Below are 14,130 nucleotides of genomic sequence, written 5' to 3' on the forward strand. Positions count from 1 at the left end.
CGCCGGCACGTGAGCCAGCTCACATCCCGAAAGCCCTCCCGAGGCTAGTGTCATACATGTGTCATCAGGAAGACGCGTATGGCTGTGACCGCCGCTGCCCGAAAATCCCGCCTGCAAAACCTGCTCGAAGGTTTTGCGCTGACCGCGATCTTCCAGAGTTTCCCGACCTTTGCGACCGCCGCGCTGATGCTCAAGCTCGCCGGCAACCAGGACCTCGTCGGTGACGCCGGTGTTGCCGTGTTCGTCATCGGTGCGTCGCTGGTCCATGCGCTGCTCGCGGTGTTGCTCGGGCCGAAGCTGCCGGACCAGTTCAGGACGATCTACGAGCCGAAATTCTTCGATGGCCATTTGTCACTGTCCGACAAGATCACGGAGTGGCGCACGCAGCCGGCCGCCTCGCTGCAACTGCTGACGATCATGCTGATGCTGTCGGTGCTGGCCGTGGCGGTGGCGAGCGTGGGGTAGGCGCCGACGCCGCCCCGCATCGATCGGTGGCCCGCCGAACCGGCAGGCCACCAAGTCTCGGAGGAAAGCGTCAGACGATGACGGTGGTCGGCGTCCGCAGCCAGGCTTCGTGGGTGATCGCCACCATCGACGGCACGTCGATGATGCCGATGCTGCCCCAGGTGAACATCGCATAGCCGGGCTTGGAGCCGTCGATGCCCGACGGCACGGACGTGTCGAGCTGATGTGCGAGCCAGGTGATGGTGCCGTAGCCGCACAGGCTGACGCAGTGATCCTCGTTGTTGTCCTCCGTGTAGCCGGTGGCGAACCAGCCGGTCTTGAAATTGTGCGCGCGGCAGGTGGTCTCGAGCTGGTCGGCGGCGACGCCGATCTTGACCGGGCCGTGATAGAGCGCGCTCTTCAGCACTGCCGGGTTGGTCCAGTCGACCGTGGTGTGCGAGCCGTCGTCATAGGTGTGGTCGCTCTGGGTGAAGCCTTCCTTCTGCATCCACTTCAGCACGCTGATGAGGGTCGCGCCCTCGTAGACGCCATGGGCCTTCGCCCATTTCTCCACCTCGGCGTCGCTGATGAAGATCTCCGGCTTGTGGCAGGCCTTGGCGAAGGCCTCTTCCGCGGTCACGCAATCGCCGTGGAGGTCGTTGTGCCAGATCGAAAGCTTCTTGGGGAAGAACAGATGATGGGCCGGGACGTGAGCCAGCGCCACATGCGGCATCGCCGCTGCCAGTTCGTGTCGCGGGCTGGGAGTTGCACCACGTTTCACTGCCATTGCCATGTCTATCGCTCCTGTAAAATGTCCACCCCGGCAACTCGTAATTGAAACGCGGAAATCGTTTGGTGAAGTAGCTCACACCGGCGAGCCGGCAGGTTGCAATCTCGCTTCACAAGCGTGTGTGCAATCGGGGCGTGTAAAGGGGGCGATGTATCGCTATCGGCTTGCCGCTGCAACGCATGCGGGGAGGCGGAAGTCTCCCGTCGTCATTCCGGGGCGCCGCAAAGCGGCGAGCCCGGAATCCATGGTGCCTGTTGCTCCGCTGTGGAATGCGAGAGCCGCAACTCTATCTCTTCTTCCATCCCCCGCGCCGTCCCGGTGCGCCACCAGTCGATTTCGGCGCAGGCCCGAACTCCGGTCCCGACTGCCGTGAGTCCGTCGGCTGGATGATGCGGCTTGTGCTGCCGAACGGTTTGGACGGCAGCGCCGGGTTCGCGCGGTAGGGCAGCGACTCCGGGCCGTGCATCTCGTCGAGATGCGGCTTGTGAACCTTTGAGCCGCTGCTGCCGCTGGCTTTCAGCGCGGAGCCCACCGTCTTCTTCTTCATCGCGCTGACGGGGAGGTTGGCGGCCTCGCCGTATTTCTTCGTGCCGGCATAGGCGCCGGCCTTGCCCTGCACGGTACGCTGTTTGGCGGTGGGGTCGTCGACCACGGCGAGCTCGGTGGCGCGCAGGCGCTTGACCTCGTCGCGCAGGCGGGCGGCCTCCTCGAAGTTCAAATCGGCGGCGGCTTCGCGCATCCTCGTCTCGAGATCGGCGAGCACGGCCTCGAAATTGTGGCCGATGGAGATGACGTCGTCGGTCATGTCGTGGCCGCCGACCTCGACCAGCACGTGGTCGCGCTCGTAGACGGAGTTGAGGATGTCGCCGATCTGCTTCTTCACGCTCTCCGGCGTGATGCCATTGGCGTTGTTGTACTCGACCTGCTTTTCGCGGCGGCGGTTGGTCTCGGCGATCGCGCGCTCCATCGAGCCGGTCATGCTGTCGGCGTAGAGGATCACCTTGCCGTCGACGTTGCGCGCGGCGCGGCCGATGGTCTGAATCAAGGACGTTTCACTGCGCAGAAAACCTTCCTTGTCGGCGTCGAGGATCGCGACCAGCGCGCATTCGGGAATGTCGAGCCCCTCGCGCAAGAGGTTGATGCCGACCAGCGCGTCGAACGCGCCGAGGCGCAGGTCGCGGATGATCTCGATGCGCTCGATGGTGTCGATATCCGAGTGCATGTAGCGCACGCGAATGCCCTGCTCGTGCAGATATTCGGTGAGGTCCTCCGCCATGCGCTTGGTCAGCACCGTGATCAGCGAGCGATAGCCCTTGGCGGCGGTGGCGCGCACCTCGCCGACGAGATCGTCGACCTGGGTGCGGGCGGGGCGTATATCGACGGGCGGATCGATCAAGCCGGTGGGGCGGATCACCTGCTCGACGAACACGCCGCCGCTCTCGTTGAGCTCCCAGCCGCTCGGCGTCGCGGAGACCGCGACCGTCTGCGGCCGCATCATGTCCCATTCCTCGAAGCGCAGTGGGCGGTTGTCCATGCAGGAGGGCAGGCGGAAGCCGTATTCGGCGAGCGTCGCCTTGCGGCGGAAGTCGCCGCGGAACATGGCGCCGATCTGCGGAATGGTGACGTGACTCTCGTCGGCGAAGATCAGCGCGTTGTCGGGCACGTATTCGAACAGCGTCGGCGGCGGCTCGCCGGGCCGGCGCCCGGTGAGGTAGCGCGAATAGTTCTCGATGCCGGCGCAGCTTCCCGTCGCCTCCATCATCTCGAGATCGAAGGTGGTGCGCTGCTCCAGCCGCTGCGCTTCCAAAAGGCGCCCCTGGTCGTGGAGCTGGTCGAGCCGCTGCTTGAGCTCGAACTTGATCGACTTGATCGCCTGCACCAGCGTCGGGCGCGGCGTCACATAGTGCGAGTTGGCGTAGATCTTGATGAATTCGAGCTCGTCCTGCTTGTGGCCGGTGAGCGGATCGAACTCCTCAATGTTCTCCACGGTGTCGCCGAACAGATTCACGCGCCAGGCGCGGTCCTCATAGTGCGCCGGGAAGATGTCGATCACGTCGCCGCGCACCCGGAAGGTGCCGCGGGTGAAATCGGCCTGCGTGCGCTTGTATTGCAGAGCGACGAGGTCGGCGATGAGCTGGCGCTGATCGATGCGCTCGCCCTTCTTCAGCGCGAAGGTCATCGCGGTATAGGTCTCGACCGAGCCGATACCGTAGATGCAGGAGACCGAGGCGACGATGATGACGTCGTCGCGTTCGAGCAGCGCGCGCGTCGCCGAATGGCGCATGCGGTCGATCTGCTCGTTGATCGACGAATCCTTCTCGATATAGGTGTCGGTGCGCGGGACGTAGGCTTCCGGCTGGTAATAGTCGTAGTACGAGACGAAATATTCGACCGCGTTGTCGGGGAAGAAATTCTTGAACTCCCCATAGAGCTGGGCGGCGAGCGTCTTGTTCGGCGCGAGGATCAGGGCAGGGCGCTGCGTCGCCTCGATCACTTTTGCCATCGTGTACGTCTTGCCTGAGCCGGTGACGCCCAGCAGCACCTGGCTGCGGTCGTTGCGCTCGATGCCTTCGACGAGCTCGGCGATCGCGGTCGGCTGGTCGCCCTTGGGCTCGTATTCCGACTTGATCTCGAAGCGCACGCCGCCTTCGGACTTTTCCGGGCGCGGTGGCCGGTGCGGCGTCCACACCTTCATGGAGCCGTCGTCCTTGCGGAACTCCGGCCGGCCCTCGCGGATCAGCGCCTCCAGCGCGTCCGCGGTCGCCTTGACGCCGAGTGCCTCCATCTTGCTGCGCGGCGGACGGGCCAGCGCCTCGGCATCGTCCTCTTCCGTCGGCAGCCCGAGCTGCCGCGCCAGTTCCGGATCGAGCGTCGGTATCGTGGCGGCGGTTCCGTAATTGGCCTGCGGAGCCTCCTCGAGACCCGCGGGGCGATCGGCCGGGAAATCCTTGGGAGTCGAGGCTCGCGCGCGATGCGCGGCGGCCTCGCCGCCGGCGCGGCGGTCGCGCGAATTGTCCGGCGGCGGCTGCAAGCCGGTGCCTGATCCAAGCCCGGCGTCGCCGCGATTGATCGCGGGATTGAGCAGCTCGGCCAGCGCCGGCGCAATCGGCTGTACGTCGGGCCGATGTGCTTTGGATTTCGGGGTTTTGACGGATTTTTCGGGTGCAGCAGGTTTCTTCGCCATCCCCCGAATATGGGACGAGTCCGCCGCACAGGAAAGGGCGAATGCCCCTGCTCAATCAGCCTGCTGACAGCAGGCTGGCAGCAGGCTCATGCCGCCGGCAGCGACCCGTCGTCTTCGACGGTCGCCTGCGGCCGGACGATGTCGAGATGGATCCCGCCGCAATGAGTGCAGCGCATGGTCCAGTACTCGCAGCCGGCGCGGCCGCCGATCACGCGGAGTATGGCGAGCTCGCCGGCGCATTCCGGGCAGTTCGATAGCACCGAGCGTTGACAGGATTGCGCCAGCGGTTGCGTCTCTTCGAACTCGATCTGCGACATGACTTCAGTCCTCGTTCTGCCACCGCGCTGTGTCAAAAGATCCCGGTCAGAAACCCCTATTCGTCCAGCTCGGTCCGCCGACGGAAGCGGTCGATATGGTGCTTGGCATCCGCAATCGCGGCTTCCGGATCGGGCCAGGCGAAGCCGACCTCCATCGCCGGAAACAGCACGCCGTCGATGGCGAGCAGGCTCAAGTCCGCGCGCCGGATGCGGGCGTGCCACAGTCCCTTGCCAGCCTCGAACGATTCGATGTCAAACCCGTCGTAAAGCGTCGTCATTGTCGTCCCCGTGTTCTTGTTGGAGGGTTAGGAGACCACGTCGGCGCGAAAGCGCGTGTGAAGCCGTTCACAAGGGGGACGGATTTTTGCTTCAGGTGCGCGCGGCGAGGCGTCCGGCCTTGCGCGGGCGCGCCGCGGGTTCCGCGGCAGCGCGCATGATCCAGCGGCGGAACGCGGCAAAGTCGCGCTGCTCGGTCTGGAAGCTGCGATACACCAGATACCAGCGCATGCCCTTGGGCACCGAGAGATCGAAGGGCGCCACCAGCCGGCCGGCGGCGAGATCGTCGTCGATATAGGGGCGGATGCCCATGGCGATGCCGAGCCCGTCGCTGGCTGCCTGCAAGGCCTGGCCGTAGAACTCGAACTCGGGCCCGCGCGCGCTGACGCGGCTGACATTGGCCGCCTTCAGCCAGAGCGGCCAATCCTCGGGCGAATGCGCGACGCGGATCAGGCTCGGACCCCTGAGGTCGGCCGGCCGCTTCAGGGATGTCGCGAGACGGGGTACGCAGACCGGCGTGAGGTCGCCGGCAAACAGCGGCTCGGCGACGAGGCCCGGCCAGTCGCCGGTGCCGAGCTTGATGCCGCAGCTCCAGTCCTCGCCGAACGGCACGGCGACGCCGCCGGTGGTGAAGCGTACCTCGATATCCGGTTCATCGCTGCGGAATTCGGAGAGGCGCGGGATCAGCCAGCGCATTGCGAAGGTATGGCCGACGCCGATGGTGAGCACGCGCACGCTGGAGGGCGCCGTCACCTGCGCGGTGAGGCTCGCCAGCGCGTCGAAGATCGGCGTCAGTCCGCCCTGGTAGGCGCGGCCGGCCTGCGTCGGCACGAGCTTGTTGGCCTTGCGCTCGAACAGCGCGACGCCGAGGCGCTCCTCGAGCAGGTGCACCATGCGGCTGACCGCGGCGGCCGAGACGTTCAGCTCGACGCCGGCGGCGGCAAAGCTGCCGCTCCGCGCCGCCGCCTCGAATGCCTTGATGCCGTTGAGAAAGAGCAGTCGCCGCACGTGCCGTACCCTCAGGAAAGCTGATGCCAGGCCAAGATAACTCAGTTTGCGCGGGCGCGACAAGCGCGGCAGAAGAATGAGTGTAATTCCAAGCTGATTTCGAACTGCCTGCCGTTTCTTCGCCTCTCCGCGCTCGCGGGGAGAGGCCGGAATCCAAGCAAAGCTTGGATTCCGGGTGAGGGGGACTCTCCACGAGTCCGACTTTCACCGTGATTGAGGATGCAGCCCCTCACCCCACCCTCTCCCCGTAAGAGCGGGGCGAGGGAGTGAAGCAGCTCGCGTCCCTGACTTGAGCGACCACAGGAGAACCTCTCGTGACGCCCATCATGATCGCTGCCCTCGGATTGCTGATGGTCGCCACCGCGTTCCTGTCGGGGCTGTTCGGCATGGCGGGCGGGCTGATCCTGATCGGCGTGCTGCTGGCGCTGATGCCGCTGCCGACCGCGATGGTGCTGCATGCGATCACGCAGATGGCCTCGAACGGCTGGCGTGCCCTGCTCTGGCGCGCGCATATCCGCTGGCGACCGGTGTTCGTCTATCTGATCGGCTGCGCGGTTGCCCTCGCGGTGTGGTCGCTCACCCGTTACGTGCCGGACAAGCCGGTCGCGCTGCTCCTGCTCGGCGTCACACCGTTCATGGCGCGGATGATGCCGTCAGGCATCAAGCCCAACCCCGACAGCGTCTGGCAGGGCACCGTCTACGGATCGATCTGCATGGGATTGATGCTGATGACCGGCGTGTCGGGGCCGCTGCTCGACACGTTTTTTCTGGGCGGCGAATTCGGACGGCGCGAGAAGGTGGCGACCAAGGCGGTCTGCCAGGTGGTGAGCCATTTCACCAAGCTGATCTATTTCGGCGGCGTCATCGACCAGGCGGCTTCGCTCGATCACGTTCTGGCCGGCGTCGCGATCGCCGCCTCGATGCTTGGTACCACGCTGGCGCGGCGCATCCTGGAGGCGATGAGCGATCAGCAATTCATCGCCTGGTCGATGCGGCTGATCACCACGATTGCCTGCTACTATATCGCCTATGGAAGCTGGCTCTTGGTCCGCACGCCCGTGATGGCGGCGTTTGACAACGGAGGTGTGCAATGACGGAAAGTGCAGACCCGCTGGTGCTTGATTTCGTCGAATGGATCGCGCGCGAGCCGCGCGCCTATGCCGAGGTGATTTCGACCTGGAAGACCTCGTGCCCGCGCCTGACCATCTGGGAAGACGCCGCCGATCGCGGCTATGTCGCGCGGGAGACGCTGCCCGGCATGGGCCTGATCATCGCGGTGACGGAGGACGGCGAGAAGCTGCTGCGCGCGAACGGCAGGTGACGTCTTCCACATCGTCATTGCGAGCGTCAGCGAAGCAATCCAGAATGCTTCGGCGGGGGCAGTCTGGATTGCTTCGTCGCTTCAGCGCAAAATTGCCTCGCAATTTTGTCGCGGCTCCTCGCAATGACGGAGCGGATGGGGGCCTTTCCATGTCACTCAAACTCTTCGAGCTCGTCGGCACCGACGCCGCGAAAGCCAGGACCCATACCGCGTGATCCCTCGCTTGTGGATGGTCGTAGTACCGAACGACGAGTTTCCGCCAAACCATGTCCACGGAGGATGCGGCGGCGGCGCGCCTCACGGGCTGTGGTGCAGCTTATTTCGTTGCGCTCGCTTCCGTCGCCGCCTTGCGCAGGCAATCGCGGCACAGGCAATCCTCGCCCTCGACCGGCATCGGCAGCCGCGCGGTCTCCTCGGCGCACCAGCAGGTGCCGGACAATCCGCATGAAAACGCCGTGCCGCAGCCGGAACAGACGATTTGACGCAAAGGTGCGGCGGGCGCGGTGAGGATTTCTTTCCGATTTGTCATCATTTGCGCCGAAGCTTTGCCGTCATTTTCATGCCGGGTTCATCATTGACGGCGGTATAGTAATCGGGGCGCATGCCGCAAGGAAGTGCAAGGACAGACCAATGGCCCGCGATTCGCAAGCCGCGCTCGTTGCCCTCAACCGGTTCGGCTTTGGCGCGCGGGGCGGCGCATCCGGCGATTTCATCAATGCGGCCTCCGATCCGCGCGGTTTCGTGAAGGCGGAGCTGAGCCGGCCGAACGGCGTGCTGCTGGAAGCACCGGGCCTGCAATCGACGCCGCAGCTCGGCCAGGCCGTGTTCGAATATCAGGCGGAGGTGAAAGCGGCGCGCGAGGCGGCCGCCAAGGCCGGCACGCCAACTGAAGCGAAACCAACTGAAGCGAAACCAGGTGAGGGGCAGCCGCCGCAAGCCCAGAGCGCGCCGACGCCAGGCGATCAAAAGCCCGCAACGCGCCGCAACCTGTCGCTGAATGCGGTCGCGATGGATATCGCCGGCAAGTCGCCTGAGATGAAGGCGTCTGATGCGGCGGCAAAGCCCACCGATGCCATGCAGCCCAAGGCGCCGCCGCCTGCTGCAAAGCCCGCACCGCAGCCGCTCAACGTGATCGAGAAGACCTTCCGCGCCGAGGCGCTGGCGCGGCTGCAACGCGCCACGCTCGCCGATTGCGGCTTCACCGAGCGCCTCGTCGCGTTCTGGTCCAACCATTTCTGCATCTCGGCAGCCAAGGGCGAGCTGGCGCGGATCTGGGCCGGCGCGTTCGAGCGCGAGGCGATCCGGCCCCATGTGCTCGGTCGTTTCGCCGACATGCTGAAGGCGGTCGAACAGCATCCGGCGATGCTGTTCTTCCTCGACAACCAGCAATCGCTGGGACCGGATTCGCGCGCAGGCCAGAACCGCAAGCGCGGGCTCAACGAGAATCTCGCGCGCGAGATCATGGAGCTGCATACGCTCGGCGTGAATGGCGGCTACACGCAGGAGGACGTCACCTCGCTCGCGCGCATCATCACGGGCTGGACCTTCGCCGGCCGGCAGGGCCGGCTCGGCGAGCCCGGCAATTTCGTCTTCAACGCCAATGCCCATCAGCCGGGACCGCAGGTGCTGCTCGGCAAGACCTATGACGCGGAGGGGCTCGCGCAGGGCGAGGCGGCGCTCGCCGATATCGCGCGCCATCCCGCTACCGCGAACTTCATCGCGACGAAGTTCGCTCGTCATTTCGTCGCCGATGATCCGCCGCCTGCGCTGGTCGCGCGCCTGCGCGACGTGTTCACGAAGACCGACGGCGACCTCAAGGCGCTTGCGACCGCGCTCGTCGATTCCAACGAAGCCTGGACCGCGCCGCTGACCAAGATGCGCTCACCTTATGAATTCCTGGTCGCGAGCGGCAGGCTGCTCGCGCGCGTGCCCGAAGATCCCGGACAATATCTGGGCAACCTCAATCTGCTCGGGCAGCCGTTGTGGTCGCCGGCCGGGCCGAACGGATTCCCCGACACCAACGCCGCCTGGGCCGCGCCCGAGGGCATGAAGCTCAGGCTCGACATCGCCGTCCAGATCGGCTCGCGGCTCGGCAACAACATCGACCCGCGCGATCTCCTGGAATTCGCCGCGGCGGATGCAGCCTCGACCGAGACGCGACGGACTATCGAGCGCGCGGAATCGCGCCAGCAGGCACTGGCGCTGCTCCTGATGTCGCCGGAATTCCAGAGGAGATGACGATGGATTGCGCCGAGAACCGGCTCCTCACGTCGCGACGTGCGCTATTGCTTGGCGGCGCCTCGTTCGCTGCCTGGGCGTACTTGCCCAAATTCGCGCGCGCGGCTGACGGTCGCGATCCGCGCCTGATCGTGGTGATCCTGCGCGGCGCGCTCGATGGCCTTGCGACCGTCGCGCCTCTCGGTGATCCCGATTATGCCGGCCTGCACGGCTCGATCGCGCTGGCGCGCGACGGCGAGCACCCAGCGCTGATGCTGGACTCGTTCTTCGCGCTGCATCCGTCGATGCCGGAATTTGCGCGCATGTATCGCGACAAGCATGCCGCGGTGATCCATGCGGTGTCGACGCCCTACCGCGACCGCTCGCATTTCGACGGCCAGGACGTGCTCGAAAGCGGCTATGCGGGTCCCGGCCGCGTGCAATCGGGCTGGCTCAATCGCGCGCTGGAAGTGCTGCCGCGCGGTGAGCGTGTCTCCAGCGGGCTCGCGGTCGGTCCGACCACGCCGCTGGTGCTGCGCGGCGCAGCGCCGACCGTCGGCTGGGCGCCGGTCGCACTGCCGCAGGCCGATGACGACACCGCGATGCGGCTCGTCGACCTCTATCGTCACCGCGACCCCGCGCTCGCCTCTGCGCTGTCGCAAGGCTTGCAGTTCGAGAAGGCGGCAAGCGGCGACGACATGAAAGCGAAGCCCGGCAATGCGGTCGCGCAGATGCGCCTGGTCGCGAAGGGCGCCGCAAAACTGATGGCGGCTGACGACGGCCCGCGCATCGCCGCGCTCGCTTTCGACGGCTGGGATACGCATGCCAATGAAGGCGGTCCGGTCGGACGGCTCGCATTCCTGCTCGGCGGCCTCGACGGCGCGCTCGCCGAGTTCGAAAGCGGTCTTGGTGATCGCTGGCGCGACACCGTCGTCGTCGTCGCAACCGAGTTCGGCCGCACCGCCCGCATCAACGGCACCGACGGCACCGACCACGGCACCGGCACCATCGCGCTGCTCGCCGGCGGCGCCGTGAAAGGCGGCCGCGTCATCTCCGACTGGCCCGGATTGAAGCTCGCGAACCTCTACGAGGGCCGCGACCTCAAGCCGACGACGGACCTGCGCGCGGTGATCAAAGGCGTGCTGCAAGACCAGTTCGCCCTGTCAGATCGCGTGCTGGCCGAAGCGGTGTTCCCCGACAGCGCCAGCGCAAAGCCGATGAAGGGGCTGATTGGTTGAGATACACTCGCTGTCATTCCGGGGCGCGCGAAGCGCGAGCCCGGAATGACGAACTACGTAGTGGAGCGTTAGGAGAATCCCCGACATGTACATTGCCATGAACCGCTTCCGCGTCGCCAAGGGGTCGGAAACGGCCTTCGAGCAGGTGTGGCTGTCGCGCGACACGCATCTGGACAAGGTGCCGGGCTTCATCGAGTTTCATCTGCTCAGGGGGCCGGAAGCCGAGGACCACACGCTCTATGCCTCGCATACCGTGTGGGCGAACTACGCGGCGTTCGAGGCCTGGACCAAGTCGGAGGCGTTTCGCGCGGCGCATCACCGGGCCGGCGACAACAAGCCGCTCTATCTCGGCCATCCCCAGTTCGAAGGTTTCGAGGTGATGCAGACGGTGGGACGCGGCGCGAAATAGCGCGCCGCGCTGAACGCGTCAGCCCCTGGTGATCCCGTCGATCTCGGCGAGTTCGTCCGCACTGAGTTTCCAGGCGATCGCCTTCACGTTCTCCTCGATCTGCTCGACGCGGGTGGCGCCTGCGATCACGCTCGCCACCTGCGGGCGCGCCGCGAGCCAGGAGAAGGCGAGCTCGACCATGGTGTGGCCGCGCGTCTTGGCAAAGGCCTCGAGCTTCTCGACGATATCCTCGTTACGCGGCGTGACGTAGCGGTCGCGCAGCGCCGGCGCCTTGGCAAAGCGCGTGTCGGCGGGCGCCGCCGCGCCGCGCTGGTACTTGCCGGTCAGAAGACCGCTCGCCAGCGGGAAGAATGGCAGGAGCCCGAGCTTGTACTCTTGCGCGGCGGGCAGCAGATCCTTCTCGATGTCGCGCACCACGAGGCTGTATTCGTCCTGGCAGGAGACGAAGCGGCTGACGTTCATCGCGCGCGCGGCGAACTCGGCCTCCGCAATGCGCCAGGCCGGGAAATTCGAGTTGCCGATGTAGCGCACCTTGCCCTGGCGCATGAGATCGTCGAGCGCGCGCAGCGTCTCCTCCAGCGGCGTCAGCGGGTCGTAGTCGTGCTGCTGGTAGAGGTCGATATAGTCGGTCTTGAGCCGCTTCAGGCTCGCCTCGACCGCACTCATGATGTAGCGGCGCGAGGCGCCCTGCTTGGTGCCGTCGCTGGCCATGGGCTTGGAGAATTTGGTCGCGAGCACGATGTCCTTGCGGCGGTCGCCGAGCACGGTGCCCAAGACGGTCTCCGAGCCGCCCATGCCGGCATAGATGTCGGCGGTGTCGAACAGCGTGATGCCGAGATCGAGCGCGCGGTGGATGACCTTGCGCGAGGTCTCGAGATCGGTGCGCTGGCCGAAATTATTGCAGCCGATGCCGACGGCGGAGACGCGCAGGCCGGAGGCGCCGAGATTACGGATTTCCATGGGAGGTCCTGTCAGAGAGGAATGCGGGCAGCGCCGCATTGTGCTGACAGCGCTCGGCGTCAGCTAGGCGTCCGCAGCGGTGCTGCCATGCGCACAAAAAAATGCGGCCCCGGTCAGACGCGGCGACTGACGGGGACCGCTTGGGCGTTTGATCGGTGACGGGGGGCCTGATCAGACGCAAGCAAAGGCTAATCCCGTATTGTTACGTGCAGGTGACAGGGGGAATTATCCACAGGTTGCAAGCCCGGCGTCAAAACAGCTTGCGATAGACGATGAAGCCGGAGCGATCCGCCACCTTGTCGTAGAGGCGCTGTGCGGTGAGGTTGGTCTCATGCGTCTGCCAATAGACCCGGGGCGAGCCCGCGGCCTTCGCCCGCTCGTACACGGCGTAGATCAGGGCCGAGGCGACGCCCTGGCCGCGCGCGGCTTCCGTCGTGAACAGGTCCTGGAGATAGCAGGACGGCTCGATCGCTGTCGTGGAGCGATGAAACAGATAGTGCGTCAGGCCGAGCAGTTGGCCGTCCTTGTCGGCGACAAGCGCATGCACCGGCTCATAGGCATCGAAGAAGCGTGCCCACGTCATGCGCGTGATCTCGGGCGCGAGCGCGGTCGGGCCCGAGCGGCCGTAGAACGCGTTGTAGCCGTCCCACAGCGGCAGCCATTGATCGTAATCCTGCCGGGTGACGGCGCGAATGGTGAGGGACATGTCGACATTCCGCGATCAGGGACGATGTGAGGCGAGAAGCCAAGCGTGCGTCATTCATACGGGATGACGGCGGCGCTGATCAATCGCGTCGCGCTATTCGGCGACGCGCAAATAGCGGATCAGGTTGCGGCCGGTGGGATCGCGCAGCGAGCGATAGTAATCGGCGCGCGAGGGCGCGTCGCTGTGGCGGACGAGGTCGGTTACCGGCGTGTAGCTCAGCATGCGTCCGCCATCGGGCAGCGCGGCGCAGACGAAGCGCAGCACCTCGCCATTGCTGAGCTTGATGTTGATCGGCGTGGCGTCGCCGATCCTGACCATCTCCATGCGCTCGGCGATGAAGGCGCTCAATTCATCCTGAGGCAGTTCGAACGCGCCGGTGTCGCGGCCGTGATACATCAGCGCGATAAAGGGCGGTCGGCTCTCGGCCTTCTCGTCGGGCAGCGAGAAATAGTCACGGAAGGCGCGGTTGATGAACTCGGCGCGCGTCTCGGCATCGAGCAGCACGATCCCGATGTCGACCTGGTCGAGCGCGGCCGAGAGGCGCGCCGCCGTGGCGTAGTGCCGACGCTCCAGCGCAAAGGCGTCGAGCAGGCGCTGGCGCATCAAACCGGTGATGGCGGCGGTGCCGGCCGCCGTTATCGCCAGCATGCCGAGGCGGACGAGGTCGGACGTCGCGTAGCCGGGGACTGCACGGTGGTTGAGGAAGAACAGAGCCGAGCCGATCACGGCGATGGCCGCGCTGGTCAGGCCGGAGGCGAAGCCCGAGAGCGAGCCGGCAAAGGCAACGATGCAGACGAACAGCGGAGCGGGCGAGGGAACGGGAAGATGGCGATCGAGCAGGAGCGCCAGCAGCGCGGTCGCTGCCGTCAGCGCCGGACCGGATATCGTACGCCATCCCAGCCGCATGGCTGTGTCTCGCTCCCTGAACGAGCTAACGCCAGGAGAGTGGCCGATCGTTGCACCGTTGCGGTACGATTTCGCGTGAGATGCTTAAGGCGTGCCTGCGGCGGCGCGCAGAACTTTTCGCGGATTTTAGGCCAAACTGCTGCGCGTTTGAGCGAGCATCTGCATGGCCGGGACGTTCAGCGTCGAGGTGCCCGTGCTCTTGCGCGTGCCGGCGAAAATCAGCAGCGATGCCGCGACCAGGATGGCCGCGGTCAGGGTCGCTGCAACGATGATCACCGGTGACTTCATCGATGTCCTGCTGCGATGCCGATCAGCGCGGGTCCGCACTGACCGCGCCGGGTGGTGGCTGAGGAT

Annotated in this window: 16 protein-coding genes; 6 read left to right on the forward strand and 10 right to left on the reverse strand. The window is 65.8% G+C overall.

Features of this window, described 5'->3' with window-relative positions; translation table 11 throughout:
• Positions 1–78 precede the first annotated feature (78 nt).
• Positions 79–465, forward strand: coding sequence for a hypothetical protein (locus tag QQL28_RS18895; RefSeq protein WP_284267631.1), 387 nt, complete (start codon positions 79–81; stop codon positions 463–465).
• A gap of 70 nt (positions 466–535) precedes the next feature.
• On the opposite strand, the gene QQL28_RS18900 is transcribed toward QQL28_RS18895, so the two are convergent.
• The 5 genes from QQL28_RS18900 to QQL28_RS18920 form a co-directional block, all read right to left on the reverse strand.
• Positions 536–1,237 (reverse strand): hypothetical protein, encoded by a 702-nt coding sequence (locus QQL28_RS18900; protein ID WP_284267632.1) that lies wholly within the window; start codon positions 1,235–1,237, stop codon positions 536–538.
• A gap of 283 nt (positions 1,238–1,520) precedes the next feature.
• Entirely contained in the window at positions 1,521–4,418 is a 2,898-nt protein-coding gene (uvrB, locus tag QQL28_RS18905; protein WP_284267633.1) for an excinuclease ABC subunit UvrB, read from the reverse strand.
• 86 nt (positions 4,419–4,504) lie between these two features.
• The gene (locus tag QQL28_RS18910) at positions 4,505–4,735 is read right to left on the reverse strand and encodes a hypothetical protein (RefSeq protein ID WP_284267634.1); all 231 of its coding nucleotides are present in this window, start codon (positions 4,733–4,735) and stop codon (positions 4,505–4,507) included.
• A 56-nt stretch (positions 4,736–4,791) separates the two neighbouring features.
• Positions 4,792–5,013 carry a hypothetical protein gene (locus QQL28_RS18915; protein WP_284267635.1) on the reverse strand — a complete coding sequence of 74 codons (222 nt, stop codon included), beginning with the start codon at positions 5,011–5,013 and terminating at the stop codon, positions 4,792–4,794.
• Positions 5,014–5,104: 91 nt separating this feature from the next.
• On the reverse strand, positions 5,105–6,019 hold the full coding sequence (locus QQL28_RS18920; protein ID WP_284267636.1) for a LysR substrate-binding domain-containing protein: 915 nt from the start codon (positions 6,017–6,019) through the stop codon (positions 5,105–5,107).
• 314 nt (positions 6,020–6,333) lie between these two features.
• Between QQL28_RS18920 and QQL28_RS18925 the strand changes: the two genes are divergently transcribed.
• Both QQL28_RS18925 and QQL28_RS18930 read left to right on the forward strand, forming a co-directional pair.
• Positions 6,334–7,113: a sulfite exporter TauE/SafE family protein gene (locus QQL28_RS18925; protein ID WP_284267637.1), complete on the forward strand. Its 780-nt coding sequence runs from the start codon at positions 6,334–6,336 to the stop codon at positions 7,111–7,113.
• Positions 7,110–7,340: a hypothetical protein gene (locus tag QQL28_RS18930; RefSeq protein ID WP_284267638.1), complete on the forward strand. Its 231-nt coding sequence runs from the start codon at positions 7,110–7,112 to the stop codon at positions 7,338–7,340. The genes QQL28_RS18925 and QQL28_RS18930 overlap by 4 nt, the downstream gene beginning before the upstream one ends.
• Positions 7,341–7,656: 316 nt before the next feature.
• On the opposite strand, the gene QQL28_RS18935 is transcribed toward QQL28_RS18930, so the two are convergent.
• Complete coding sequence (locus QQL28_RS18935) at positions 7,657–7,869, reverse strand: hypothetical protein (protein WP_284267639.1); 213 nt, start codon at positions 7,867–7,869, stop codon at positions 7,657–7,659.
• 101 nt (positions 7,870–7,970) lie between these two features.
• Here QQL28_RS18935 and QQL28_RS18940 point away from each other — a divergent pair, with 101 nt between their 5' ends.
• The 3 genes from QQL28_RS18940 (at position 7,971) to hmuQ (ending at position 11,204) form a co-directional block, all read left to right on the forward strand.
• Positions 7,971–9,578 carry a DUF1800 domain-containing protein gene (locus QQL28_RS18940; protein ID WP_284267640.1) on the forward strand — a complete coding sequence of 536 codons (1,608 nt, stop codon included), beginning with the start codon at positions 7,971–7,973 and terminating at the stop codon, positions 9,576–9,578.
• Positions 9,575–10,795, forward strand: coding sequence for a DUF1501 domain-containing protein (locus QQL28_RS18945; RefSeq protein ID WP_284267641.1), 1,221 nt, complete (start codon positions 9,575–9,577; stop codon positions 10,793–10,795). The genes QQL28_RS18940 and QQL28_RS18945 overlap by 4 nt, the downstream gene beginning before the upstream one ends.
• An 85-nt stretch (positions 10,796–10,880) precedes the next feature.
• Entirely contained in the window at positions 10,881–11,204 is a 324-nt protein-coding gene (hmuQ, locus tag QQL28_RS18950; RefSeq protein ID WP_284267642.1) for a heme-degrading protein HmuQ, read from the forward strand.
• An 18-nt stretch (positions 11,205–11,222) separates the two neighbouring features.
• On the opposite strand, the gene QQL28_RS18955 is transcribed toward hmuQ, so the two are convergent.
• From QQL28_RS18955 to QQL28_RS18970, 4 genes are all read right to left on the reverse strand, one after another.
• Positions 11,223–12,164, reverse strand: a complete 942-nt coding sequence (locus tag QQL28_RS18955; RefSeq protein ID WP_284267643.1) for an aldo/keto reductase — start codon at positions 12,162–12,164, stop codon at positions 11,223–11,225.
• 250 nt (positions 12,165–12,414) lie between these two features.
• Entirely contained in the window at positions 12,415–12,870 is a 456-nt protein-coding gene (locus tag QQL28_RS18960; RefSeq protein WP_284267644.1) for a GNAT family N-acetyltransferase, read from the reverse strand.
• Positions 12,871–12,963: 93 nt separating this feature from the next.
• On the reverse strand, positions 12,964–13,776 hold the full coding sequence (locus QQL28_RS18965) for a PAS-domain containing protein (RefSeq protein ID WP_284267645.1): 813 nt from the start codon (positions 13,774–13,776) through the stop codon (positions 12,964–12,966).
• 126 nt (positions 13,777–13,902) lie between these two features.
• Positions 13,903–14,064 carry a hypothetical protein gene (locus tag QQL28_RS18970; protein WP_284267646.1) on the reverse strand — a complete coding sequence of 54 codons (162 nt, stop codon included), beginning with the start codon at positions 14,062–14,064 and terminating at the stop codon, positions 13,903–13,905.
• Between the last annotated feature and the right edge of the window lie 66 nt (positions 14,065–14,130).

The sequence above is a fragment of the Bradyrhizobium iriomotense genome (assembly GCF_030160715.1).
GTDB classification, from domain to species: Bacteria; Pseudomonadota; Alphaproteobacteria; order Rhizobiales; family Xanthobacteraceae; genus Bradyrhizobium; species Bradyrhizobium iriomotense.

Excerpts from the sequence above, each read along its gene's own strand:
- QQL28_RS18930 (WP_284267638.1), top strand. The coding sequence starts at position 7,110 with ATGACGGAAAGTGCAGACCCGCTGGTGCTTGATTTCGTCGAATGGATC.
- QQL28_RS18910 (WP_284267634.1), bottom strand. The coding sequence starts at position 4,735 with ATGTCGCAGATCGAGTTCGAAGAGACGCAACCGCTGGCGCAATCCTGT.
- QQL28_RS18955 (WP_284267643.1), bottom strand. The coding sequence starts at position 12,164 with ATGGAAATCCGTAATCTCGGCGCCTCCGGCCTGCGCGTCTCCGCCGTC.
- QQL28_RS18960 (WP_284267644.1), bottom strand. The coding sequence starts at position 12,870 with ATGTCCCTCACCATTCGCGCCGTCACCCGGCAGGATTACGATCAATGG.
- hmuQ (WP_284267642.1), top strand. The coding sequence starts at position 10,881 with ATGTACATTGCCATGAACCGCTTCCGCGTCGCCAAGGGGTCGGAAACG.
- QQL28_RS18945 (WP_284267641.1), top strand. The coding sequence starts at position 9,575 with ATGACGATGGATTGCGCCGAGAACCGGCTCCTCACGTCGCGACGTGCG.
- QQL28_RS18935 (WP_284267639.1), bottom strand. The coding sequence starts at position 7,869 with ATGACAAATCGGAAAGAAATCCTCACCGCGCCCGCCGCACCTTTGCGT.
- QQL28_RS18915 (WP_284267635.1), bottom strand. The coding sequence starts at position 5,013 with ATGACGACGCTTTACGACGGGTTTGACATCGAATCGTTCGAGGCTGGC.
- uvrB (WP_284267633.1), bottom strand. The coding sequence starts at position 4,418 with ATGGCGAAGAAACCTGCTGCACCCGAAAAATCCGTCAAAACCCCGAAA.
- QQL28_RS18895 (WP_284267631.1), top strand. The coding sequence starts at position 79 with ATGGCTGTGACCGCCGCTGCCCGAAAATCCCGCCTGCAAAACCTGCTC.
- QQL28_RS18965 (WP_284267645.1), bottom strand. The coding sequence starts at position 13,776 with ATGCGGCTGGGATGGCGTACGATATCCGGTCCGGCGCTGACGGCAGCG.
- QQL28_RS18970 (WP_284267646.1), bottom strand. The coding sequence starts at position 14,064 with ATGAAGTCACCGGTGATCATCGTTGCAGCGACCCTGACCGCGGCCATC.
- QQL28_RS18940 (WP_284267640.1), top strand. The coding sequence starts at position 7,971 with ATGGCCCGCGATTCGCAAGCCGCGCTCGTTGCCCTCAACCGGTTCGGC.
- QQL28_RS18900 (WP_284267632.1), bottom strand. The coding sequence starts at position 1,237 with ATGGCAATGGCAGTGAAACGTGGTGCAACTCCCAGCCCGCGACACGAA.